Below are 20,841 nucleotides of genomic sequence, written 5' to 3'. Positions count from 1 at the left end.
GACCTGCCTGCTGTCTATGTTGGAGAAACCGCTCTCAGCTTACCTCGTTCTTAAGAACTACCTTCGTGGCGGGTGAAGTTCTGCCAGAGGGGTTAGCCCCCATAAAGTTAACTTGTAATTAGGAATACATGGAACCCTAGCCATTTTTCTAGGGTGAGTTCTCCCCATTTCTCTGATGCCGCCCGTCTCTTCAAAACGGCACGATATCAGCAGGAGGAAGTGGCAATCCGGTTTAGATCGGGCAGACCTCACCCCCGAACCCGCTTCTCTACCCCCGCGAGGAGGGTTAGGGAGAGATGGAGAGGGGTTGAGGGAGTTTACCGAACCGGATTGGCAGCTGTCCCGTAAAAGCGATCGCATGGGAGAAATGGAATGTCTTTATCTTCATCGGAGATATCCAGCACCTTGCTGGCTCTGTCCAACAATTTAGCCGATACTGTTGAGCGAGTCGGTGCCTCAGTTGTTGCAGTCAATGGGCGAACCTCCCACGGGAGAAGAGGATGGCTAAGGCGGAATTCCTCCTCAAGCGGTATCCACTGGCGACCCGGTATCATCGTCACCTCTGACGAAACCATCAAGCGCGAAGAGGAAATCACCGTCACCTTACCCGATGGTCGGACAGTCCCCGTTACCATCCTGGGGCGTGACGCTAGCACCGATGTCGCTGTCCTGAAGCTAGAAAACATCGAATTCCCGGTGGCGGAAATTGGCGATGCGGCAACCCTAAAGGTCGGTCATCTAGCACTTGCACTCGGACGCGGGACTGAGAACGGCGTGAGTGCCTCTATGGGTGTGGTGAGCGCGATTGGGGATGCTTGGCGTAGTATGAGCGGTGGTTCGATCGATCGATTTGTGCGTCTTGATTTAACCCTCTACTCCGGATTCTCCGGCGGGCCGATGGTCGATGCAGCCGGTAAAGTTGCAGGCATGAACACCTCCGGGCCTCGCAATATGGCTTTAACCATTCCCGCGTCTACGGTGAACCGGGTGGTCAATCAGTTGCTTTCAAAAGGACGGATTGCACGAGGCTACCTGGGTTTGGGAATGCAGCCGGTTCGCTTGCCGGATACGCTGAAGAGGGCGCTTTCTCTGGCTTCCAATGGTGGGGTGATTGTTGTCAACGTTGAGCCGAATGGCCCTGCGGATAAAGCTGGGGTGCTGATTGGCGATGTGTTAGTCGCAATCGATGGCAATCCGGTCAGCGACACGGAGAACGTGCAGGCGATGTTGGGCACGGAAAGCGTCGGAAAAAGCCTGAAAGTGCAGATGATTCGGGGGGGTGCGCCTCTTGAAGTCACACTCACCGTTGGCGAACGACCGGCGAGGGAGGATTAAGATGGTGAACTTGACAAGTCAGCGCTTCGCGATCGCAACCATAGAAAATACAGGTGCAAGTGCAGAGATTGCCCTGGAGTTGTCGCAAATCGCCGAACAACTACGCCGTTGTACCGTACAAGTCCGCAGCAGGGGCGGGGGTGGCGGATCGGGTACAATCTGGAATTCTCAAGGTTTGATTATCACTAACGCTCATGTCGCCCCTTTCGACCGGGCAATTGTGGAACTTTGGGATGGACGAGTCATTGAGGCTATCCGCACTGATATCGACTCCCGGCAGGATTTAGCGGCACTCCAGGTTGAGGCAACTGACCTGCCAGCCGTCACGGTGGGCGACTCCAAGGCTCTCCGCGTGGGCGAACTGGTGCTGGCAGTGGGAAATCCTCTGGGTCTAGTCGGCGCACTCACCACGGGAATTATCCACGCGACTGACGCCACCGAAGACTTCAGCACTCAAAGATGGGTGAAGGCTGATATTCGGCTAGCACCCGGAAATTCTGGGGGTTTGCTTGCCGATGCACGGGGGCGAGCGATCGCAATTAACACGATGATTGCCAATGGTTTAGCGTTGGCAATCCCCAGTAAGAGAGTAGAACGATTTCTCAAACGCGATCGCCCACTCTCTCTGGGTGTCACTCTCCGTCCCGTGCTGTTTCGTTTAGAAAATCAGCGCGTTTTAGGCTTATTGGTGTTGGAAGTTGCTCCGGGGAGTTTAGCTACCTCGGTGAGTCTTCAAATGGGCGACGTGCTAATAGCCGTGGGCGGTGAATCTTTTCATACTCCTGAGGATCTGCTCAGCATTCTCAAGTATGCCGAACCGGGGAAGCCCCTGATGTTGGAATTTCTGCGTTCTGGGAGACGCTGCTACGCGATCGCATCTGCTCCTCAAGACACTATCGAACCAACCTTTCCAGAGGTGAAGTCAGCGTGATTTCGGTCGTGGTGACAGCCGAAAATCCCATCGTGCGTGCGGGGTTGGAGAGCATCATCCGCACCTCTGAGTTGCTGGAAATCGTCGGTAGTTCCTCTAGCACAGACACTCTGGTGCAGCTGCTTGAGGAACGACAACCCGATGTGGTGTTGCTGGATTATTCCTTCTCAGATGACGATCCGGCTGAAGAGAAATTACTCGCGCTTGGTGCAGAATCTCCGGCACTTGTCATCTTAGCGAACAACCCCCACAGCACTTGGCTAGAGTCGGTTTTGCAAGTCGGCGTGCGGGCAATCTTACCGCGAACGGCAACGGCTGAGGAAATTGTCGCAACTGTGGTGACAGCAGCGCTGGGGCTGATGGTGCTGCATCCAGACTTTATGGATTCTCTGCTGCCTCTCAAAGAGTCCTCCGCACGCCGACTCCCTGCTTCCCCGATTCAGGCGCTGACACCACGGGAGATCGAGGTCTTAGGGATGCTGGCGCTGGGAATGGGGAACAAGAACATTGCCAAGCAGTTGAGCATTTCTGAGCATACCGTCAAGTTTCACGTATCATCAATCTTTCAAAAGCTCAACGCTTCCAGCCGAACTGAGGCGGTGACTCTGGGTGCGAGGTTGGGTTTGATTATGTTGTAAGCAAATGAGGTCGTGGCTATCAACTTAAAACGCCATGCTTGGCAAATCGAATTTCCTAGCCCCTTTCCCTGCTAGGGAAGGGGCTAGGGAGAGGTTAGATCGGGATGCCAACCGTATCCTACAAGTGGGGCGGGTCATATGAAGACGGAACTCGTCTAGCTCGGTTTACTTCCCTCCTGGTGGTCCGTCATGTCTATTCGGATCTTTCTTCTGCTTCTTAGTGCCGTCAGATTCCTTTTTAGGCTTTTTGGCTTCTTTGCCACCCTTTTCCTTTTCCTTGCCCATAACAATTCCTTAATAGAGGTTCCCTTAATTGTGGAACAATTTACAGATTTCGGAACATGGAAAACTGTAATTTTATATTTCGATTTAGGGGAGCAATGGTGGTTTGGAGACCGATAGTTAGCGCTGGGACAACAAGGGCGGAAAAAGTCAGTTCGCCAGATTAAAGTTGCGATCTTCTCTCTTCAGCTACATTATTCGCTGGAAAGCCCTCTTCTCGGATCGGTAGCACGCCAGGATATTGGCTCATTTCACATGGGTTCGATTAAACCTGCACCGCCTTGTGTCAGGAGTTCTTTAAAGGTATCGAAGGCACTGTGTCCGTCAGCAAGCCGCACCTAAGAGGGATGCGGAATTTGGTTTGCCTTTGGTTTCCGAACGCTGAGATAAACTGCTATCCAGGGGCAGCGCTTTTTTTGTAATGCTGACGGCAGGCCCAAAATGCAAATAGCGATCGCACAATCATTAGCGTAGGAATCGCTAACCAGACTGGCTCTTTTATATCAGTCTAAAAATTGATATAAACCGATAAGATTTCCATCAGGATCTCGAAGATAGGCTGTCTTCATTCCATAGTATGGGTTGGTCATCGGATCTGTAGTAAATTCGATGTCTTTATGTCTTAATTCGTGATAGGCTTCGTCCAAGTTAGGTACTGTGAAAATTAATACAACTTTGTCTTGACATTCGGCACTGGAGGGCTTCTGATCGTTGCCTATCATCTCTGCCATTTCCTTGCGCCTGAATAAAGCCAGCTTCATATCTCCCGCTTCAAATTCAGCATATCCGCTCGTGAAATCTTCTACATTTACCTTGAATTGCATTACATCTCGGTAGAACAGAAAGCAAGCTTCAATATCAGTAACCAGAAGCCTTGTATATGCAGATTTAACTTTCATGGCAACTTCACCTTATTTAAGCGATACATTTTTGTGGGAGATTTAAAATCATTTCGTTCTGGATTTTGCAACCTTAACATTACAGATTCTCGCTCCAATTCCCCCAAGCATTCCTGATTCTCTGGCTTTAGCGTAAATTCTGCAAGGTGAATTAGATCGCCATTGGAAATTATCAGGAAATAGCATGGGTTTATTGATTTATTCCTTACCCTGGTTTCAGCTGCGATGATTGTCGATTAAGTTGAATGTGCCGCCATAAAGGCGATCGCGGATCGTGTCATTACTCAGGAAGTCATGGGGGAAGCCCAGATCGATCTGACTCACCTCATTGAGGCGTTGCAAATGCTCTGGCGTCAGATGGACATCTAGGCAAGCCAGATTATCTTCGATCTGGCTGACCTTCCGAGAACCGATAATCGGGATGATGACGCTGCTTTGAGCGCTTAGCCAAGCCAGCGCCACCTGTGAAGGCGTGTGTCCAATTTCTTCGGCAACTTGACACACAACGTCAGCGATCGCTAAATTCCGCTCAGAAATATTCCCCCCTATCGTTCCGATTCGCCCCTGTTCGCCCCCCTGTTCGCTATTGTTGCTCTGGGTGCGCTGATTGTACTTGCCCGTTAGCACACCGCCACCCAAGGGCGACCACGGCGTAATTGCCAAGTCGAAAGCCTTTGCCATCGGTAACAAGTCCCGTTCCGGCGTCCGCTGAATCAAACTGTACTCGACTTGCAGCGCTACAAACGGCGTCCAGCCGTAACACTGCGCCAGCGTGTTTGCTTGGGAAATAATCCAGGCGGGTGCGTCAGAAATGCCAATGTAGAGAACCTTGCCAGAACGTACCATGTCATCGAAGGCACGCATCACTTCCTCTACAGGCGTCATAAAGTCCCAAGCGTGCAGCCAGTATATGTCAATGTAGTCAGTTTTCAGGCGTTTCAGACTGCCTTCTAGCGACTGCATCATGTTCTTGCGATGGTTGCCACTGCCATTGGGATTGCCCTTGCGATCGCTCATGTGCAAGGGAAATGAGTATTTGGTAGCAACGACAAAGCGTTCCCGTTCTGAGGCAATGAACTCACCAACCATTTTCTCGCTGGTGCCCTCTGTGTAGCCGTTGGCAGTGTCAATAAAGTTACCGCCTGCTTCCACAAAGGCATCAAAGATTTGGCGGCTTTCATCTTTGGATGCGCCCCAGCCCCAGTCTTCACCAAAAGTCATTGTGCCAAGGCAGAGTTCGGAAACTCTTAATCCACTCTTTCCTAGTAGCTTGTATCTCATGGTTTTCCTCGTAGAACGAAGGGAGTTTTAGCGCGAATAAAAAATCTGATTGCGAGGAATTAACCGCCTTCAGGATTACACGCAGTAACTTTGACCTGTCACAAGCATCTTTGTAGCAGAAACCGTCGCTCAAAAATGTCAGCGGTTTACCATGCTCATCATCGATTCCGGATAACGTCCGCCGCTAGCAACGCCCTTAGGTGCCACTTCGTCGATGCGCTGCAAATCTTCTGGTGTCAGATTCACTTCCAGCGCAGCGGTATTTTCTTCCAAATATTGTCGTCGCTTAGTTCCGGGAATGGGAACGATGTCTTCACCCTGCGCCAGCACCCAAGCAAGAGCCAGCTGCGCTGGTCGGCACCCTTTTTCTTGGGCAATTTCGCCAATCCGTTGTACCAGTTCCAGATTTTTCTGAAAGTTCTCGCCCTGAAAACGCGGTGAGTTGCGGCGGTAATCATCAGCAGCCAAGTCATCAAAGCTTTTGATCTGCCCGGTCAAAAAGCCCCGTCCGAGCGGGCTATAGGCAACAAAGCCAATGTTAAGCTCTCGACAGGTGGCAAGAATATCGTCTTCTGGATCGCGGCTCCACAGGGAATACTCGCTCTGCAATGCGGTAATTTGATGTACGGAGCAAGCACGACGCAAGGTTTCCGATCCGGCTTCCGAGAGTCCTAAATATCTGACTTTGCCTTCTTGAACCAGTTGCGCCATCGCACCGACGGTTTCTTCGATGGGAGTATTGGGGTCAACTCGATGCTGGTAGTAGAGGTCAATCGTCTCTACACCCAGACGACGCAAACTCGCTTCGCAGGCAGAACGAACATACTCCGGTTTGCCATTGATACCGCGAACGTTAGGGTCTTCGCTGCGAACGATGCCGAATTTAGTAGCGAGAACCACAGAGTCGCGGCGATCTCTTATCGCTTGTCCGACCAATTCTTCGTTCTTGAATGGCCCATACATATCAGCCGTGTCGAGAAAATTTAGCCCCAACTCCAGCGCCCGATGAATGGTGGCAATTGATTCAGTATCATCGCGGTCGCTGTAAAAATCTGACATTCCCATGCAACCCAAGCCGATTGCCGAGACGGTGAGATCGCTTTGTCCTAACTGTCGTATCTTCATCGCTAATTTCTTGTTGAAGTTTGCCTGATTGACTTGCGCTCAGTCTACGCAGGGAACGATGTTTTGTCACTTGCCTGGGGATACGTCTTAAGATAGACATTTTTCCTAACTGGCAATCTGGTTTCCGCTTTCACACTTGGTGGGGCTTGACTCAGCAGTTGCACATCGACTTTAAGGATCTCAAACTTATAATCTGTCCCGTTTATACGCAACAGCAGAAAAACAGATGATAGAAATCAAACCGATACAATCACACCAAGTTGAAGAACTCAAGCGCGTAATCATCGCGGTTTGCAACGAAATATGGCAGCTTCCTGAAGAAGTGATTAGGCATTACGATGCCATGTCTGATATAGATGACGTGCAATCGCACTACTTCGACAATAAGGGCACATTTTTGGTGCTGATTGATGAGGAGCGGGTTGTTGGTAGCGGCGCAATTCGGCGTTTGAGCGACGACATCTGCGAACTAAAGAGAATGTGGTTTCTTAAAGATTATCGAGGACGCGGGTTGGGGACGAAAATGGCTCAGATGCTCTTAGATTTTGCCAGAATTACAGGTTATAAGAAAGTCAGGCTGGATACGATTGATGAGCAAAAACAAGCACAAGCTCTGGAGCTTTATCAGCGGCTCGGATTCTATTTTATTGAGCGATACAATACGAGTCCTTGTACTGTGTTCATGGAGAAAATGCTTTAAGAAGTAAAAATTGCATTATCTTTCATTTTGATATTTGCTAAATACCAGTCCTGCTTTGTAGAGACTCATCAGCGATCGCTTGAAATTTTTGATAATCTTTTGGCGTATCAATGTCGATAGCACCCTCCGGGAAGGAGATGCGAAAGACTTCGGCGGAATATTTTTTAATGATTTGTTTTGCACCTTCGGTCGTTTTTAGGCTCATGAGTTCTGAAAACAAGGTGCGGCTGAACAAAGCGGGTACGCCCAAGCTTCCTGCATACTCTGAAGCAATAATCGGTCGGCGCGTCACCTGATAGGCTTCCACGATTTGATTGAGTAGTGGGGAAGAAATGAAAGGCTGGTCGCAAAGAGCGATCGCAACGGCGTCTATGTTCTGATTTAAATTACTCAGCGCTTCAATACCCACCCGAATCGAAGAACTCATCCCCTCCGCCCACTGTGGGTTTTCGACAATTTGGATGGGTAACTCGCTGAGTTCCGGCTTAATTTGTTCCACATTCGCTCCCAGAACGACGACGATGGGTTGACAGCGGGAAGCGATCGCAATTTCTGCGGTATGGCGGAGGAAGCTGCGTCCTTGATACAACAGCAGTTGTTTTGGCGTCCCCATGCGAGTAGATGCTCCTGCTGCCAGAATTATCAAACCGACGACAGGCGCATTCATCCGGTACTCCGGTTGTGGATTGGTTCCTGGCGCTTTCTTAATAACCCGCCCGAACGATTGGCGAGAACCGCTTGAATTTCCGCCACAATTGAGAGTGCGATCGCTTCCGGTGTATCAGCGCCAATATCCAGTCCAACAGGACCATGCAAGCGGTGAAGTTGGGCTTCTGTAAGCTGAATTCCCTGTTCTTTTAGCTCAAGAAGTAACTGTTCGGTTCTTCTCTTGGGGCCAAGAATGCCTAAATATTGCACGGGAGAAGGTAAAAGAGTTTTCAGGATTTCTAGGTCGTGCAGATAGTTATGAGTCATCACGACAGCTACTGTGCGCTTATCGATTTCTAGGGTTTCATTGACGATTTCTGGGCGAGACAAAATCACTTCATCGGCGCTGGGAAATCGGTCTGATTTTGCATTGGCAGGTCGGCTATCAACGACTGTTACGCACCATCCCAATTCTTTCGCCAAGCGTACAACCGGGATAGCATCGTCACCTGCTCCAAAAATGACCAGCGAGACAGGTGGCTGAATCGCTTCGATAAAAACTTCGGCTTTCCCTCCCAGTAAGGGATACGCTTTAAAAAGCGAGCAATTTTTATCAAGCACTTCACGGGCATCTTCGAGTATGTCTGCACTCAAATCTGCATCTTCGAGGTTACTGAAAATTGTGCCATCTTGATGCAGCATTAAATGGGTTCCGACTTGTGCCTTGATTTGACCTTCAATGTGAAATATCGTTGCTAGAACTCCTACCTGCCGCTGATGCAGACACTCTCCCAGAAAGGTCATCGGACTTAACTCGTTCTCTGGAATTAGGCGTTCAATCAACACCTGTACCATTCCCTTGCAACCGAGTCCCAGACCCCAGACGATGTCATTGTCGGAGGTCGTATCGTAGTTCACCAACATGGGTTGACCAGACGCGATGACCTGTTGAGCGCGTTCAAAAACGTCATTCTCCAGACAGCCGCCGCTAATTGAGCCGATTCTCTGACCCTCTAGCGTTATCAGCATTCGAGCGCCCGGTCGCCGGTAGGTAGACCCACTAACTTTGACTATGGTGGCGATCGCTACTGTCTTGCCGCAATTTTTGGCTTTTGCAAATGCGGCAACAATCTCCTGTAATTCTTTCATAGAGCGCTTTGCAGTTTGAGCCAATACGGATTGACCTCTCCCCAAACCCCTCTCCGACTCGGAGAGGGACTTTGAATATGGCTCCCCTTCCCTAATAGAGAAGGGGATGGGGGGTTAGGTGCTAAGACAGATTACAGCAACTTATCCGGCGTAATCGGGAGGTCGCGGATGCGCTTCCCGGTGGCGTGATAGACAGCGTTTGCCACCGCCGCTGCGACGCCAGTGATGCCGATTTCGCCCGCGCCTTTAGCTCCAATCGGGTTAATGTGCGGGTCGATTTCTTCAACGAAGTACGACTCAATTGCGGGGATGTCTGCGTTGACGGGTACGTGGTACTCACCCAGGTTGGCGTTGACGATGCGTCCGGTACGGGAGTCTGTCACCGTTTCTTCTAGTAGTGCCATACCTAGTCCCATGACGATACCGCCAATCATTTGCGATCGCGCTGTTTTGAGGTTGATTACCTGTCCCACCCCAAAGGCTCCCACAAAGCGGGTTACGCGCACTTCGCCAAAGTCAGGATCGACGCGCACTTCGGCAAATTGAGCGCCGAAGGAGTGCATGGAATACTTCTTCTCGGCGCGGTTAAACTTGGCATCAAAGCTTTCTTCGACTTGCGGCAAATTTTGGCGCGTCAGCACTGCTTGGTAAGTTTCGCCCTGGTTGCGATCGCTCTTGCGAAACAGGCGTCCGCCCTCAATCGCTATGTCCGTTTCCGGGACGTTGTAAAGCGGCGAACTAGCATCCGTGCGTGCTAATTCCAGTACCTTCCTACGGGCTGCTTGCGCCGCTTCATGCACAGCAGTCCCCACGCTTCCCATCGTCGCCGATCCGCCCGATATCGGCGCACGGGGCAACTGGGTATCTCCCAGTTCAAATCGCACTCGCTCAACCGGCAACCCAAGGGCGTCAGCGGCGACTTGCGCCATCACCGTCGCCGTACCTGTCCCCATCTCTTGAGAACCACTCTGCACTAAGGCGGTGCCGTCTTGCAGGATGCGGACTCTCGCGCTAGCGGGAAAATGGTTTACGGGGTACGTGGCGCTTGCCATGCCCATCCCGATTAGGTAACGACCGTCCCGCATCGAACCCGGTTCGGGAGTGCGCCGCGACCAGCCAAATTTTTCTGCGCCGAGTTGGTAACATTCTTTGAGGGACTTGCTCGACCAAGGCAGGTTATTGCTGGGATCTATGTCTGCATGATTGCGGAGGCGCAACTCAATTGGGTCAAGTTTCACGGCATAAGCGAGTTCGTCCATTGCCGATTCCAGGGCGTACATCCCCGGAGTTTCGCCGGGGGCACGCATAAAGGTCGGCGTTCCCTTGTTGAGACGGACGAGACTTTGCTTTGCTTGCAAGTTGGGAGTGGCATACATCATGTGTGTGCCCACCGTGTACGGTTCGAGGAATTCCTCGAACGTTGAAGTATGAGAAATGCCCCGATGGGCGATCGCGGTGAGGCGACCGTCGCGGGTTGCGCCCAGTGCGACTTGTTGCTCGGTTTCCGCCCGGTGCCCGACCGTGGTGAACATTTGTTCGCGGGTTAAAACTAATTTCACGGGACGACTTACCTGACGGGCAGCGATCGCTGCCAGCGTTACGTGAGGCCAAACCAAACCTTTGCCGCCAAACGCGCCGCCGATGAATTGACACACGACGCGCACGTTCTCTTCGGGGATGCCAAACGTCGTCGCCATTGCCTGACGCACGCCGAAGTTATACTGCGTTGCGTCGTAAATGGTGAGGCGATCGCCCTCCCACACGGCAGTTGTCGCGTGCGTCTCCATCGGGTTGTGGTGTTCGGTGGGCGTCCGGTAAGTTTCTTCAATCCGCACCTCAGCATCGGCTAACGCTTGCGCCGGATTGCCGCGTATCGTCTCTGGCGGTTTGCCAAACACGGACTTCGGCGCGAATGCCTGTGCCTTTTCCATCTCCACTACTGGCGTTTCGGCTTCGTAATCGATGCGGACGAGGGATGCGGCGTGGGTGGCGTTTTCTAGGGTGTCGGCGATCGCAACGCCGATGTGCTGACCGATGTGATGTACAACCGCTTCTTGCAGCACCAGCCGGTTTTCGGCGGCAGCCCCACCCCCGAACAAGGTTGCGACTGGAAGGAGTTTGGGCGGGTTGAGGTGCGTCAGGATGCCCAGTACACCGGGGGACTGTTCTGCTGCACGGGTGTCGATGCTCTTAATCCGCCCACGGGCGATCGCGCTGCCGATAGTGACAGCATAGGCGAGATTTTCTAAGGGGATTTCCGCCGAGTAGCGGGCACCGCCCGTCACCTTCAGGCGTCCATCCACCCGATTTATCGGCTTGCCCACAGCTTGGTTGGTTGCATTATCAGATTGACTCATACGGTGCCTCCTGCTGCTTTTGTGAGTGCCCGCGCGATCGCTCGTTTTGCCATTTCAACTTTGAATCGGTTGTATTTTTGGGGTTGGGCTTCCCGAACTGTTGCCTCTGCTGCTGCTGCAAAGGTTTGCTCGTTCGCTTTTGCACCAACCAGAATTTTCTCCGCCTCAACCGCCCGCCACGGCTTATGTGCGACGCCCCCCATTGCGACTCGTGCCGCTTTGATGGTGCCATTATCAATATCGAGGGCGGCGGCGACGGAAACCAGGGCAAAAGCATAACTGGCGCGATCGCGTACTTTTAAATAGTGCGATCGCGCGGCAAAGGGTGAATTTGGCAAATCAACCGCAACGATTAGTTCGTCATGTTGAAGCACCGTATCGATTTGGGGCGTATCTTCCGGTAAGCGGTGAAAGTCACTGATGGGGATTTGTCGCTCTCCGTTCGGCCCCTCAACACGCACTACGGCATCAAGGGCTGCCAGCGCCACGCACATATCCGAAGGATGCGTTGCAATGCACTGTTCGCTTGCACCGAAAATCGCGTGAATGCGGTTGTACCCTTCAATCGCCGAACAACCGGAACCGGGTTCGCGCTTGTTGCACGGCATCGTCGAATCGTTGAAGTAGTAGCAGCGGGTTCTTTGCATCAAGTTGCCGCCGATGGTTGCCATATTCCGCAGTTGCGGTGACGCGCCAGCGAGTAACGCTTGAGAAAGTAACGGATAGCGATCGCGCACCAACCGATTATTTGCCACGTCGCTGTTGCGTGCCATCGCCCCGATGCGTAAGCCATTCGAGATTGCCGTCACGTCTGCCAAGGGTAGCCGGGTGATGTCCACCAGTTGGTCAGGCTGCGCTACTCCTCCTTTCATCAAGTCGATTAAATTAGTGCCGCCTGCGATGAATTTCGCTGCCCGATCCCCCGCAACTGTCTGAATGGCTGCGCCTTTTTCAGTAGCACGCACATAACTAAAAGGTTTCATGAAGACTCCTGTGCATGGGTTTAAGTTGAATGGCACTGACTTAAGAGCCATGAAATAAATTTCCGGCTTCACCGCTCAAACCCATTTCAACCCGTTGAAATCCATATCCAGTTAGCTTTAGCTAACTTTAGCGATTAGCCCGATTATTTCAGGGCGGAGCGGGTATGCAATTGATTGGTGAAACGACGGAATTGCTCATGCGTCCCGACTACCCATTGCTAGTCTGCGTCTGATGAACTTCGCGCACAGCGGCAACAATGCCAGGATAGGCACCACAGCGACAGAGATTGCCGCTCATGCACTCCCGAATTCCCTCATCGGATGTCGGGCAACCTTCTGCCAATAGACCCACCGCAGACACGATCTGACCGGGCGTACAATATCCACACTGAAAGCCGTCATGCTTAATGAAAGCCGCCTGCATGGGATGCAGTTCATCGCCACGAGCTAAACCTTCAATCGTTGTAATTTCCGCACCCTCCTGCATCACCGCCAAGGTCAGGCACGAGTTGATGCGCCGTCCATCGACCAACACAGTACACGCACCGCATTGTCCGCGATCGCAACCCTTCTTGGTGCCTGTCAGACCGATGCGTTCGCGCAGTGCGTCCAGTAGCGTCACGCGCGGTTCTATTTGCAAAGTGTGCGATTTACCATTGATCCGCAGCGTCACGTCAATAGTACCAGGCTCCAGGGTTTTCGCGACTGCGGTGGAAGTCTTAGGGCTTGTTTGCATAAAAATATTTTTTGTAAGGTTTGCATTCGCGATGCGGGATGCAATTGCATCCTTAGCAACGACCAAGGTACTTGCGATCGTTAGCATACCGAACCGTCGCCGTGTTATCCTCAGCCTCATTTTGCGGTGTCAAAATAGGTCTAATAACAAAGATAGTGCGTTTTACATTTCTCGGCATGAGAACTGAAGTTTAATGAGACGCAAGGAAAGCATTTTTTTTGCTGATAACTTTAATTTCGTTAAAACGGGCTAAAAATCAGAAATATTAAGGTTTTTAGTCTATTTCAATAGACCTGATTTATTCACCCAGAATTTGAATTCTGGGTAGGTTATCGGGTTGGTGCAAGATTGCAAGATATTGGTGCAAGATATCAGTTGAACTCAACTTTGTGAAACAGGCACCCAAAAATCAGATGATTGTAACTGAAACACCGCGCTTAATTCTCCGACATCTCACCTGGGATGATGTAGACGACTTGGCAGCCATTTTTGCCGATCCAGTCGTGATGAAGTTCTTCCCCAACACGCGAACATCTGAAGAAACGAAGGGTCACATCGAGTGGATATTTAGCTGCTACGAGAAATACGGCTTCGGTTTGTGGGCGACCATTCACAAGGTTGACAACCAGTTTATTGGTCGGTGTGGATTAATACCGCAGGGAGTGGATGGGCAAGAAGAAGTCGAAATTGCTTATATGCTGGCTAAGGAATACTGGGGAAAGGGTTTGGCAACCGAAGCGGCTAGTGCAATTCGGGATTATGGTTTTGAGCTGGGTTATAACCGCCTCATTTCCTTAATCCATCCGGGAAACATCGCGTCTCAGAATGTCGCAATGAAAGTCGGCTTAACTTACGAAAAAGACACAATTATTCAGGAAAAGACTGTTCGCGTTTATGCAATCAATAGACCCACTTTTCCGTAGAATTAACTACAGCAGTTTTATTGGCTGAGCCACAGCGAGAGAGAAAAGAGAGGGTCACAAATGCGGATTTTATTTGTGTGTACGGGCAATACCTGTCGTAGCCCGATGGCAGAAGCGCTATTCCGCCAAAAAGCGCAAGGAATGGAAGTGGAGGTGCGGTCGGCAGGCGTCGTGGCGTTTGAGGGAGATTCTGCATCCCCGCAGACCCAGCGCGTCCTGAAGGAGTATGGTATCGATTACTACCATGAAGCGAAGCGGCTGGATCGCCAGCTCTTCGATTGGGCGGATTTGGTGCTGACAATGACGGGCGGGCAAAAGAAAGCGATCGCTGATGCATTCTCTGCTGCTGCCGACAAAGTATATACCTTGAAAAAATACGTTGGCTATCACGAGCAAGCTGAAATTGCCGATCCCTATGGTGGCGACTTGGCAACTTATCGACAGTGCGCTGGAGAAATTGAGCAAAAGTTGGATCTGTTGTTAGCGAAGCTAGCGGCTACGCGCTGACCAGAATCAGCTGATTTTTAATCGGGAAGGCTTTTATAACCGGATGTCTATTAATCGGTCAGGGTTAAGCGGAAGGTTACTTGATCGTAGAAACAAGGGTTTATCGCGTCTAGAACAAACTATCAAAATTGTCTTGAGAGTCTATTTAGACGCGAAAGAACGATGAGGATTACTCAGTTTTGACGCAGTTGAGCATCCGCAGAGTGGCGGCGGCAGCATAGTTACGGCGAGTCGGAGAGTTTGGCTCAAACTTGCTGCCGACTTCATTGACTGGGGAGGCGACATTGCAATAAGAAGACATTTGACTAATCAGCGGGGCAGCCCAGTGTTTCTCGGTGTCTGAGAAGGTTTTCGCTGAGTTTTTGATCGCTAATTCTGGGGCAAGTCCACGCATATTTTTACCAAATTCCGCAGCACGTCGCAGCACTGCCATCAATTCAGCTCTCGTGACGGGTTGAGTGGGTTTAAAGGTGCCGTCTTGGTAGCCACTGACAATTTTGTTATCCCGCGCCCATTTAATTTTAGCGGCGCTCCAGCGCGAGGCATCGACATCAGGATAGGGTCGAGATGCAGCTTGAGTCGGGATCGTGACATTGGCTCCGGGTAGCTTTGTTAAAGATTCCAACACCATCGACACCAGTTGCTCTCTGGTTAAGGCGACTTGAGGGCGGAAGGTGTTGTCTTCTTTGAAGCCAGCGACGAACCCCAGCGCAACGGCTTGTTCAATTTCTTTTGCGTAGACATCTGAGGCGATATCTCCGAAGGTGGAGCTTCCGGGAGGCGTTCCGATATCGCCAGGGTCGATTCCCGGCGCGGCTTGGTCGCTGGCAAGATAGACGTGACCGAGGGTTTTACCGTTGTAGGTTCTTTTGGCGAACCGCCACGCCGGATCGAGATTGATTTTCATAAAACCATCGCTGAGTCCGTTGGTTCTGCCAATTTCAATGGTTGGGACAGTGCGATCGCTAAAGTTTGTACCGACGAGGACGAGTTCGCCGTCGCGCTTTACTAAGTTGAAGCTGTACTTCAGTCCCAAATCCGTCCCCGCCATGCGGATAGAATAGCCGTTGCTGTCGGTACTGCGTCCACAAATTCCGGTGAAGTCAAAGTTAAGTAGCAGCGGATCGATTGCCACCGGGCGATCGCCACTTTCACTCCAACACGCCCGTTTATCGGATATCTGTTCCAGAATCAGCAGTTGATGACTATTCGTTCCGTAAGGGGCGGCTACGGCGATAAATTTACCTTGTTCTACTTCTTTTTGAGCAAAAACGGCGGCTTGGCTGGGGTTGACGGCATTGAGGGTGGAGAGGACAACGGTGGCTAGGGCGGCAATTGACCGTCCAAATAGACGCTTGGAGGAGGTTGACGGCAAAGACATGGTGAGGAGGTTATGGAGCTGGGTAGATTTATTTTCTTTAGTTATGTGATAATATTATTCACCCAAAAGTTCCCCCGTCATAGCGCCTAAATTCATGGGAGCAAAGCCCTAGATGCCTTGTACTTCCGGTGCGGCTGAAACTTGGTAGACCAAGGATGCCTGGAGTTGAGAGTAAGGTTCGAGGGTAAAATTCCAGGTGCAAAAGCCGTTTTCATCCAGTTGCACGCGATTTGTGGTTTGAGCGGAGATTACCTCTACTTTCACTTGCTCTAGCTCCGAAATTGGCACCCGCTCGGTAGTTTTAATCGCTCTTTGTTCTGCACCTATATTGGAAAGGAACAATGTTGTTGTCGTTGTGACAGTGTTCCATTTAGTCAGATGATCCTGTTTTCTTTTTTGGGTTTGGGTGCGCTGCACGCGCATTGCATTATCTGCTCCCCATCCCAAAGCAAATTTCTCTCCAGGCGCGATAAATAGAACTGAGGTGCGACCGACAAAGCCAGAAGTCCGCACCAAATCCACTGGCCCAGCTAGAATCGGGAATTTAGAAGTGTTTGTCTGTTCGCTCTTGAGGATGACTTGACAGGATAATTCTGGCATCAAGACATACTCTACAGAGGCGGGAGAGTCGAAGGAGAAGATGGCAACGCGGTAAGGGCGACCATCTGAGGGAATCGTTGCTTTTGTCTGGCTGCGTAGGTTGCGAACTTCGCCGCCGTCATCAACACCGGGTAAATCAACTGTGGCGGGGGTGGTGTCGGTTCCGAGTCCGGCTGTCTGAACTTGTTGATCTCTCGCTTGAATGATTATCTGCTGAGATTTTTCTTGAACATTTAAAGGGTCATCTGTTAGCAGTGGTGGTTCAGTTCCCAAGGATGCGCGAGCGGTAGAAAAGACTAAATCTACGTCTTTCCAATCTTCGCCAGTGCGTTGCCAGACGCAGCCATCGAAGCGGAAAGAGAGACTCGGCTTTTCGTCAAGGAGAAGGCGTGCTTGGTGCCAGGGTCGCCACATGGCATTGGGAACTACGTAGTCGAAAACGATCGCATACTCTCCCGCTTGGCGAATCATTAAGTCGGCTTCGATGTTGGCAACATAGACCATATCGGAACGCGATAAGGCTTCTGCTTTGGCAATTAAGTCGTGAATTTGCTGGTGTAGTTGTTCTTGAGTGTGATAGCTGCTTAAGATTTCCGATCGGAAATCTCGCAATTGTTTAAATAAAGTAGAAATTTGCTCTCGCCAGGATTTAGGGTCAATTTGTCCCCAAATCGCATCCACGGGGAGTTCCTGCAAACCTTTAGCAAGGATGGTGTTTACTCGCTCGAAGCACGATTCGAGGTGCTGGCGGTCTTCGCTGATATTGTTGAAGGAGTTAAGTAGCGATCGCAGTTCTGCTTGTAGAGACGCGAAATTTTGCATCTCTACATTGGCTAGTCGATCTGTTTCCTTAACCAACATCTGGCGGCGAACGCGAACATCGTCAATCCGTGCCTCTGGATATTCCTCACAAAACTCTGCCCGAAGAGATTTATCTGAAAGAACTGGGGCAACTTTCTGGACTTGAATTCTCCACAGTCCTTGGGTTAAATTAATTTTGCCAATTCGTCGCACCTGTGCCCTATCTTCTAAGAGTGTTACTACACAAACAGGTGCATCGAGCGTTAATTCTTGAATGACTTCTGGCGACTTTTGAATTGCTTGCATAATTTATCACTTCCTCATATCAAATTTATTTAAATCGTCATTGTTTGGAACCTCACCCCTATCCCCTCTCCGTTAACGGAGAGGGGAACCGGAGCCGCAGGCGATCGCGGGAAGAGTTTCTGAGGGAATGCTAAAGCAAATGCTGAATAATCAACCGGATTTGATGACATCATTTGAAACCTCATCCCTAACCCCTCTCCGTTGACGGAGAGGGAAACCGGAGCCATCGGCGATGGCGGGGAGAGGTTCTTTGCAAATGCTGAATAATCAACCGGATTTAATATCATTTAGCTTTTGCATTTAAGTAGGAAGATTAGAATATTTACGCGGCAAATTTTCAACTATCAAGCTAATTGCTGTTGGTGCATCATTAACGATTGCAATAATCTGTTGATAATTACTAGGAGCCAATACTTCATACTGCCCCTTTCCTGTGGGTACAGCAGCAGGGCAATCATACCAAAAAGGAGGTTCCGTATATCTGCTGAAACCTAAACAATAATGACTGGTATACGGATAAAGTTGACTCAGCACTGAGTGTTTTCTAGCAGTTTGAATAAGATGAACTAAATCGTACACAGAACGGTGAGACTCAACCATGCGGATTCGGATGATAGGGGGCATTTGATTGTTTTCCCAAGTTTGCTCTGTGTATTGCCACCGCTGCTCGTGTTTTTGCAAAATTTCTTGCCACCGCTGTTCGAGTTCTTGCCATTTATTTTCAACATACTCATTCGTTGATATTTTTGTGGAAATAGGATTGGTTGATGCTTGAGAAGGCTTGCTGCTAGCACTAACGCTCAGTAGCAAGAGGCTGCAAACGGTGGCTGAGCCATACACAATAAACTCCCGCCGATTGTATTTTTCCACGGTACAACTTACTCTCTTTAGGCTATATATTTAGTAAGCCCAAATCTTCAATTAAAATTACGACTCCCGCCGATTTCCCCCAATCAATTCGCTGTCTACAAAAGTTTTAATGATGTAATCAACTGATAGGGTAGTTTTCTCTTTTGCGGGGACTTCGACTTGCCAGCGATAGCCGCCTTTGATGGGTGAGTTACGTTCTTGTTGTTCGTATTTTTCCCAAGGTGGCGAGACGCGATCGCAATGGATATCTACTTTGGCTCCTTCTTGGGGAATGGGGAGTCTTTCTCGTACTTCAATCTTGGCAACTCTTGGTAGATAGTTGTTAATATCGATTTTAATTTTGTGGCGCAGTTCGTTGAAGGAGACGATGGTTTCGCCGGAACGAACTTCTTCATAAACGGTGTTTCGAGCAACTTTGATGGCTTGTTCCACTCCTAGCCCTAATTCCATCTGTGCTTTTGGTGGAACTGTGGCAATATTTGTAGATAAGATGTACTCGCCATCGACATAGACATCCGCAGGGCCAGTGAGTAGCGGTGCTTGTAGGGGGTTGCGGAGTTGGGCAATTCGGAAGACGTTGGTATCTTCGCGGGGAACGACGATGTAGCGCAAATCTACATCTGTACTGTTGCTAGTTAGGGCGACGGAGTGAAATTGCGCGTCTGAGGGGACATCAATTCGTCCATCAGCGCTATAGGCATAGTCGAAGGAACCTGCAACGTCTCTCACATGGATACCACCGGGAGGAAACATCATCCACAGGCATTTTTGGGCGTTATCAAAAGCCTGTTGCACGACCTGCATGATATTAAACGTAACCGTAACTTTCTGACGTTGAAGGATTTCTAAATATATTTCCTGCTGTTGTTCTATCGACAATTTACCGCGCTTTGCTCGGTCATCTGCTGCGCCCATTCGCATGAGACCGTATGCAAGTAAATCGGTTACAGAATTCTCATCTGTAGTATCCTCCAGGTTCTGCCTCCTTCGACGCTGGAGAAATTCTGGTGCTGCTGGTGGGGCAGCTGCCGCCCGTTTCAGTGCTTTGTGAGCCGCTAGTCGGTCTCCTAGGGAAGGGGATTCTACTTGCGGTGCCAGTGATTCCTCTATATAGTCTGCACAAGGCCCTGCTGCTGGCATAGCCATCCCATAACTAGCGTACATTTCAGAGCGATCCTGCGCCGTCAGATCGGGTAAGGGTGGAACTGAAGGAGCATCGCATAAGAAATTCGCGATCGCATTTTCCTCCGATACAGCAGCTAAAGCTGTCGGTTTCTGGCTATCGTAGTCCTCAAAAAGAATCTCTGCACCAATTGGGGGACGACGCCACCCTGATTTTCTGATCGCTGGTTGCACTCGTCCTAGCCGCAAGGAGGGCAATTCCGGTAACGCACACCAACTCATCGGTTCGGCTGTAGAAAGTTCCAATCTTACCCCTGACCAATCTTCACCTGTGCGCTGACAAATCAACGCCCTGACGGCAATGCTGGCAGTAGATTCCGCACTATTTAGGCGGCAAACATAGGTGGGTGTCCAACGCGCACCGGGGACGAAATACTCGATAACTAAGCGTGAAAAACCTAACCCGTCTTCCCCCGTTTCTACAAGGGAAGGAGGAGAATTTTGCCCTTCTCCTGGTAGAAAAGGGGTAGTGGAAGTAAACTCTTCGTAACTCAAACGGACAATGACCGTCTTGCGAAGCTCATTAGGTCTAGCATTTCTGGCGGTGGAAGCGATCGCCTGCTTTTGTTGCAAATCAGCAAGAGATTCCTGCGCTAGACGCAATTTTTCCAAATTTTCCCGCTTTTCCTGGATTCGGGCGCGGATTTGTTCGTCGCTGAAGTTTGCCAAAGCAAGTCTAGCGTTCATTGGCGAAGGCGGCGGTGCTGTCCCAGGTTGAGCGTTGGGGCGATCGGGTACTTTTAGATTACTGAGGACGCCAATTTCTTTTTCGATGAGAGCGATCGCGTCCTGAATGCGTTTTACCTCAGCCGTCGCTGCACGCAATTCCTCCTCCGGGGGTGGGTTCTGTGTCTCTTGCGGCGGGGGAACGGCTAAACCAATGCGAACATCTGAGGCAATCGGGGACGGGTTTTGCGTCTCTACAGATTCAACCCTCACTCGGACACTGCTATCATCTAGCGCCAAAGGCAATCCCGGTATCTCAACGTGTTCGGGCAGTTCCCCAACGTTCAGATGTAACTCAGCAATCCGAGTCACGGTGGCACCGGCAGCGTAGACTTTAACTGTGTCAATCCGAGAAGCCAGTTCTTGCATTGCCATGATATTTGTGCTGAGTTACTGCCTATAGATCCAGTAAGGCACAGGGGAAGAAGCGATCGCAAGTAACTCTATGAAAAATTTAAAAATAAAAGATAGACTTTAAACT

The 20,841-nt window shown here is 50.4% G+C and carries 20 protein-coding genes; 7 read left to right on the top strand and 13 right to left on the bottom strand.

What is annotated here, in order from left to right; all coding sequences use genetic code 11:
* The first annotated feature begins 175 nt into the window (after positions 1-175).
* From NDA06_RS14640 to NDA06_RS14625, 4 genes are read left to right on the top strand one after another with little or no spacing between them, the layout of a single operon-like run.
* Complete coding sequence (locus NDA06_RS14640) at positions 176-430, top strand: hypothetical protein (protein WP_190411567.1); 255 nt, start codon at positions 176-178, stop codon at positions 428-430.
* Positions 373-1,335 carry a trypsin-like peptidase domain-containing protein gene (locus tag NDA06_RS14635; RefSeq protein ID WP_190986350.1) on the top strand — a complete coding sequence of 321 codons (963 nt, stop codon included), beginning with the start codon at positions 373-375 and terminating at the stop codon, positions 1,333-1,335. Before NDA06_RS14640 ends, NDA06_RS14635 begins: the two co-directional genes overlap by 58 nt.
* Position 1,336: 1 nt before the next feature.
* Positions 1,337-2,266, top strand: a complete 930-nt coding sequence (locus tag NDA06_RS14630; RefSeq protein WP_190986351.1) for a trypsin-like peptidase domain-containing protein — start codon at positions 1,337-1,339, stop codon at positions 2,264-2,266.
* Positions 2,263-2,904: a response regulator transcription factor gene (locus NDA06_RS14625; protein ID WP_190432572.1), complete on the top strand. Its 642-nt coding sequence runs from the start codon at positions 2,263-2,265 to the stop codon at positions 2,902-2,904. The genes NDA06_RS14630 and NDA06_RS14625 overlap by 4 nt, the downstream gene beginning before the upstream one ends.
* A gap of 785 nt (positions 2,905-3,689) precedes the next feature.
* Here the strand turns inward: NDA06_RS14625 and NDA06_RS14620 are convergent.
* The 3 genes from NDA06_RS14620 to NDA06_RS14610 form a co-directional block, all read right to left on the bottom strand.
* Positions 3,690-4,085, bottom strand: coding sequence for a VOC family protein (locus NDA06_RS14620; RefSeq protein WP_190411571.1), 396 nt, complete (start codon positions 4,083-4,085; stop codon positions 3,690-3,692).
* Positions 4,086-4,301: 216 nt separating this feature from the next.
* Positions 4,302-5,366, bottom strand: a complete 1,065-nt coding sequence (locus tag NDA06_RS14615) for an aldo/keto reductase (RefSeq protein ID WP_190986352.1) — start codon at positions 5,364-5,366, stop codon at positions 4,302-4,304.
* Between the two features lie 138 nt (positions 5,367-5,504).
* Complete coding sequence (locus tag NDA06_RS14610; protein ID WP_190986353.1) at positions 5,505-6,491, bottom strand: aldo/keto reductase; 987 nt, start codon at positions 6,489-6,491, stop codon at positions 5,505-5,507.
* A gap of 226 nt (positions 6,492-6,717) precedes the next feature.
* On the opposite strand from NDA06_RS14610, the gene NDA06_RS14605 reads away from it, so the two are divergent.
* A complete protein-coding gene (locus NDA06_RS14605) occupies positions 6,718-7,191 on the top strand; it encodes a GNAT family N-acetyltransferase (protein WP_190986354.1) in 474 nt (157 codons plus the stop codon).
* Positions 7,192-7,228: 37 nt separating this feature from the next.
* Here the strand turns inward: NDA06_RS14605 and NDA06_RS14600 are convergent, their stop codons facing one another.
* The 5 genes from NDA06_RS14600 to NDA06_RS14580 all read right to left on the bottom strand — a co-directional run bounded on the left by NDA06_RS14600 (position 7,229) and on the right by NDA06_RS14580 (position 13,064).
* On the bottom strand, positions 7,229-7,858 hold the full coding sequence (locus NDA06_RS14600) for a nucleotidyltransferase family protein (RefSeq protein ID WP_190986355.1): 630 nt from the start codon (positions 7,856-7,858) through the stop codon (positions 7,229-7,231).
* A complete protein-coding gene (locus NDA06_RS14595; RefSeq protein WP_190986356.1) occupies positions 7,855-8,988 on the bottom strand; it encodes an XdhC/CoxI family protein in 1,134 nt (377 codons plus the stop codon). The genes NDA06_RS14600 and NDA06_RS14595 overlap by 4 nt, the downstream gene beginning before the upstream one ends.
* 131 nt (positions 8,989-9,119) lie before the next feature.
* Positions 9,120-11,345: a xanthine dehydrogenase family protein molybdopterin-binding subunit gene (locus tag NDA06_RS14590; RefSeq protein WP_190986357.1), complete on the bottom strand. Its 2,226-nt coding sequence runs from the start codon at positions 11,343-11,345 to the stop codon at positions 9,120-9,122.
* Complete coding sequence (locus tag NDA06_RS14585) at positions 11,342-12,328, bottom strand: xanthine dehydrogenase family protein subunit M (protein ID WP_190986358.1); 987 nt, start codon at positions 12,326-12,328, stop codon at positions 11,342-11,344. Before NDA06_RS14585 ends, NDA06_RS14590 begins: the two co-directional genes overlap by 4 nt.
* A 208-nt stretch (positions 12,329-12,536) precedes the next feature.
* On the bottom strand, positions 12,537-13,064 hold the full coding sequence (locus tag NDA06_RS14580; protein WP_199324155.1) for a 2Fe-2S iron-sulfur cluster-binding protein: 528 nt from the start codon (positions 13,062-13,064) through the stop codon (positions 12,537-12,539).
* 413 nt (positions 13,065-13,477) lie between these two features.
* Between NDA06_RS14580 and NDA06_RS14575 the strand changes: the two genes are divergently transcribed.
* Together NDA06_RS14575 and NDA06_RS14570 are read left to right on the top strand one after the other, a co-directional pair.
* Complete coding sequence (locus NDA06_RS14575; RefSeq protein ID WP_190986360.1) at positions 13,478-13,987, top strand: GNAT family N-acetyltransferase; 510 nt, start codon at positions 13,478-13,480, stop codon at positions 13,985-13,987.
* Between the two features lie 60 nt (positions 13,988-14,047).
* Complete coding sequence (locus tag NDA06_RS14570; RefSeq protein ID WP_190986361.1) at positions 14,048-14,494, top strand: low molecular weight protein arginine phosphatase; 447 nt, start codon at positions 14,048-14,050, stop codon at positions 14,492-14,494.
* Positions 14,495-14,663: 169 nt separating this feature from the next.
* Here NDA06_RS14570 and NDA06_RS14565 read toward each other — a convergent pair whose 3' ends face one another.
* The 5 genes from NDA06_RS14565 to NDA06_RS14545 form a co-directional block, all read right to left on the bottom strand.
* The gene (locus NDA06_RS14565; protein WP_190986362.1) at positions 14,664-15,875 is read right to left on the bottom strand and encodes a DUF3747 domain-containing protein; all 1,212 of its coding nucleotides are present in this window, start codon (positions 15,873-15,875) and stop codon (positions 14,664-14,666) included.
* Between the two features lie 108 nt (positions 15,876-15,983).
* The gene (locus NDA06_RS14560; protein ID WP_190986363.1) at positions 15,984-17,582 is read right to left on the bottom strand and encodes a mucoidy inhibitor MuiA family protein; all 1,599 of its coding nucleotides are present in this window, start codon (positions 17,580-17,582) and stop codon (positions 15,984-15,986) included.
* Between the two features lie 29 nt (positions 17,583-17,611).
* Positions 17,612-17,869 (bottom strand): hypothetical protein, encoded by a 258-nt coding sequence (locus NDA06_RS14555; RefSeq protein ID WP_190986364.1) that lies wholly within the window; start codon positions 17,867-17,869, stop codon positions 17,612-17,614.
* Between the two features lie 13 nt (positions 17,870-17,882).
* Entirely contained in the window at positions 17,883-18,452 is a 570-nt protein-coding gene (locus NDA06_RS14550) for a DUF6193 family natural product biosynthesis protein (protein WP_190986365.1), read from the bottom strand.
* Positions 18,453-18,509: 57 nt separating this feature from the next.
* The gene (locus NDA06_RS14545) at positions 18,510-20,735 is read right to left on the bottom strand and encodes a DUF4139 domain-containing protein (protein ID WP_190986366.1); all 2,226 of its coding nucleotides are present in this window, start codon (positions 20,733-20,735) and stop codon (positions 18,510-18,512) included.
* Positions 20,736-20,841: the final 106 nt, after the last annotated feature.

The sequence above is a fragment of the Trichocoleus sp. ST-U1 genome (assembly GCF_039961835.1).
In the GTDB taxonomy this organism is placed as follows: Bacteria; Cyanobacteriota; Cyanobacteriia; order Cyanobacteriales; family FACHB-T130; genus FACHB-T130.
This window is presented reverse-complemented; position numbering and strand designations above follow the sequence as displayed.

Coding starts and splice junctions, on each gene's coding strand:
- NDA06_RS14635 (WP_190986350.1), top strand. CDS start 373: ATGTCTTTATCTTCATCGGAGATATCCAGCACCTTGCTGGCTCTGTCC.
- NDA06_RS14580 (WP_199324155.1), bottom strand. CDS start 13,064: ATGCAAACAAGCCCTAAGACTTCCACCGCAGTCGCGAAAACCCTGGAG.
- NDA06_RS14560 (WP_190986363.1), bottom strand. CDS start 17,582: ATGCAAGCAATTCAAAAGTCGCCAGAAGTCATTCAAGAATTAACGCTC.
- NDA06_RS14545 (WP_190986366.1), bottom strand. CDS start 20,735: ATGGCAATGCAAGAACTGGCTTCTCGGATTGACACAGTTAAAGTCTAC.
- NDA06_RS14600 (WP_190986355.1), bottom strand. CDS start 7,858: ATGAATGCGCCTGTCGTCGGTTTGATAATTCTGGCAGCAGGAGCATCT.
- NDA06_RS14620 (WP_190411571.1), bottom strand. CDS start 4,085: ATGAAAGTTAAATCTGCATATACAAGGCTTCTGGTTACTGATATTGAA.
- NDA06_RS14630 (WP_190986351.1), top strand. CDS start 1,337: ATGGTGAACTTGACAAGTCAGCGCTTCGCGATCGCAACCATAGAAAAT.
- NDA06_RS14610 (WP_190986353.1), bottom strand. CDS start 6,491: ATGAAGATACGACAGTTAGGACAAAGCGATCTCACCGTCTCGGCAATC.
- NDA06_RS14595 (WP_190986356.1), bottom strand. CDS start 8,988: ATGAAAGAATTACAGGAGATTGTTGCCGCATTTGCAAAAGCCAAAAAT.
- NDA06_RS14585 (WP_190986358.1), bottom strand. CDS start 12,328: ATGAAACCTTTTAGTTATGTGCGTGCTACTGAAAAAGGCGCAGCCATT.
- NDA06_RS14555 (WP_190986364.1), bottom strand. CDS start 17,869: ATGATATTAAATCCGGTTGATTATTCAGCATTTGCAAAGAACCTCTCC.
- NDA06_RS14605 (WP_190986354.1), top strand. CDS start 6,718: ATGATAGAAATCAAACCGATACAATCACACCAAGTTGAAGAACTCAAG.
- NDA06_RS14615 (WP_190986352.1), bottom strand. CDS start 5,366: ATGAGATACAAGCTACTAGGAAAGAGTGGATTAAGAGTTTCCGAACTC.
- NDA06_RS14565 (WP_190986362.1), bottom strand. CDS start 15,875: ATGTCTTTGCCGTCAACCTCCTCCAAGCGTCTATTTGGACGGTCAATT.
- NDA06_RS14640 (WP_190411567.1), top strand. CDS start 176: ATGCCGCCCGTCTCTTCAAAACGGCACGATATCAGCAGGAGGAAGTGG.
- NDA06_RS14575 (WP_190986360.1), top strand. CDS start 13,478: ATGATTGTAACTGAAACACCGCGCTTAATTCTCCGACATCTCACCTGG.
- NDA06_RS14570 (WP_190986361.1), top strand. CDS start 14,048: ATGCGGATTTTATTTGTGTGTACGGGCAATACCTGTCGTAGCCCGATG.
- NDA06_RS14590 (WP_190986357.1), bottom strand. CDS start 11,345: ATGAGTCAATCTGATAATGCAACCAACCAAGCTGTGGGCAAGCCGATA.